1 protein-coding gene is annotated in these 2,517 nt (G+C 68.7%); it reads right to left on the bottom strand.

Annotated elements, in window-relative coordinates; translation table 11 throughout:
- Nucleotides 1-2,505: type I polyketide synthase (locus AB0B72_RS40100; RefSeq protein ID WP_367745039.1), on the bottom strand; the 2,505-nt coding region annotated here is incomplete at its 3' end.
- Nucleotides 2,506-2,517: the final 12 nt, after the last annotated feature.

Below are 2,517 nucleotides of genomic sequence, written 5' to 3'. Positions count from 1 at the left end.
GCCGACACCGCCACCAGACTCGCCAGCCGAACCACTGGCCGATCCACTGGCCAGATCAGCGCCACAGCCGACGCCAGGAGCCGGGACGATCACCAACCACGTCCCCGACAACACCCCCCGCGCCACCCCCTGCGAGGTTGAGGCGACCGGCTTCCACGCCACCTGGTAGCGCCAGCCGTCCACCACCGACCGCTCACGACGCCCCCGCCGCCACGACGACAACGCCGGCAACACCACACCCAACGACTGCGACCCATCGGCATCCACCGCCAACGCCCCCGCCAGCGCCTCCAGGTCCTCCCGCTCCACCGCCTCCCAGAACCGCGCCTCCACCTCATCAGCACTCGCCGCAGCAGCAGTGCGTGACGACGGCTCCAACCAGAACCGCTGCCGCTGGAAGGCATACGTCGGCAACTCCACCCGACGGCCACCCGGGAGGAACCCCTCCCAATCGACCGTCACACCCTCAACATGAAGACGAGCAACCGCCGCGACAACCGTCTCCACCTCCGCCCGCTCCCGCCGCAGAGCGGGAACGAAGACACCCTCGACGCACTCAGGGCCCATCGCCGACAACACCGCGTCCGGCCCCAGTTCCACAAACACCCGCACGCCATCGCCCACCAGCGACCGCATGGTGTCCAAGAACCGCACCGGCTGACGAACGTGAGCGACCCAGTAGTCGGCGTCCCAACCGAAGGCGATCGGGATCCGCGGCGCGTTGTACGTCAGGGACTCGGCGACCCGGCGGAAGTCCTCCACCATCGGATCCATCAGCGGGGAATGGAAAGCGTGGCTGACCTTCAACCGCTTCGACTTGCGATCGGGGAACCGCGCAACCACCGCCGCGACGGCATCCTCCTCACCCGCCACCACGACCGACGAAGGACCGTTGACAGCCGCGACACTCACCCGGTCGGTCAAATACGGCAAGACCTCCTCCTCGGAGGCGTTCAGAGCGACCATCGCCCCACCCTCCGGAAGGGCCTGCATCAACCGGCCCCGGGCGGCGACGAGGGTGCAGGCGCCCTCAAGGGACAGCACCCCGGCCACATGAGCGGCGGCGATCTCCCCGATCGAATGCCCCGCCAGGAAGTCGGGCACGATGCCCCAGGACTCCAGCAGCCGGAACAGCGCCACCTCGACGGCGAAAAGCGCCGGCTGGGTGAAGGAGGTCTGGTCCAGCGACTCGCCGTCCCCGAACACCACCTCCCGGATCGGCCGGTCGAGATGCCCGTCGAGATGAGCGCACACCTGGTCGAAAGCGTCCGCGAAGGCCGGGTAGGTCTCGTACAGCTCCTGCCCCATCCCCGCCCGCTGGGACCCCTGACCGGTGAACAGGAACGCCACCTTGCCACCAGAGGCCATCCCCTGAACAACGCTCCCCGCACGCTCACCCTCAGCCAGCGACCCCAGACCGGCGAGCAGCTCTGCCACATCCGCGCCGACCACCGCCGCCCGATGCTCGAACCCCGACCGCGACACCCCCAGCGAGAACCCCACATCAACCGGCGACAACTCAGGATGCGCCACCAGATGCGCGCGCAACCGCACCGCCTGATCCCGCAACGCCGCCGCGCTCTTGGCCGACACCGGCCACACCACCGGCCGCTCATCGACCCCATCAACGACCGGCGGCTCGTCAGCGCCGTCAACGAACTGCTCGACGATGGTGTGAGCGTTGGTGCCACTGATGCCGAACGACGACACCCCCGCCCGCCTCGGACGATCGATCGACGGCCACGGCCGCGACTCCGTCAGCAGCTCCACCGCACCGGCCGACCAGTCCACATGCGGCGACGGCTCATCCGCGTGCAACGTCCGCGGCAGCACCCCATGCCGCATCGCCATGACCATCTTGATCACACCGGCCACCCCCGCAGCCGCCTGCGTATGACCGATATTCGACTTCACCGACCCCAAATACACCGGTTCCGAACGATCCCGCCCATACGCCGACAACAACGCCTGCGCCTCGATCGGGTCGCCCAATGTGGTGCCGGTGCCGTGCGCCTCCACCGCGTCGACCTCGGCCGCCGACACCCCCGCGTTCGCCAGCGCCTGCCGGATCACCCGCTGCTGCGACGGACCATTAGGCGCCGTCAACCCATTCGAAGCACCGTCCTGATTCACCGCCGAACCCCGCACCACCGCCAGAACCTCATGCCCGTTCGCGACAGCGTCCGACAGCCGCTCAAGCACCAGCACACCGACACCCTCGGCAGCACCGAAACCGTCGGCGCCGGCTCCGAACGCCTTGCACCGACCGTCAGCCGCCAGACCCCCCTGCCGGCTGAACTCCTCAAACGTCGACGGCGTCGACATCACCGACACCCCACCCGCCAACGCCAGCGAACACTCCCCCGACCGCAACGACTGCACCGCCAAATGCAACGCCACCAACGACGACGAACACGCCGTATCCACCGTCACCGCCGGCCCCTCCAAACCGAAGGTGTACGCCACCCGCCCCGAAATCACACTCCCCGCATTACCCGTCAGCACATACCCCGCGAC

The organism is Microbispora sp. NPDC049125 (genome assembly GCF_040802045.1).
Classification (GTDB): domain Bacteria; phylum Actinomycetota; class Actinomycetes; order Streptosporangiales; family Streptosporangiaceae; genus Microbispora.
Note: the sequence above shows the minus strand (reverse complement) of the source record. Positions and strands in the feature narration are given on the sequence as shown.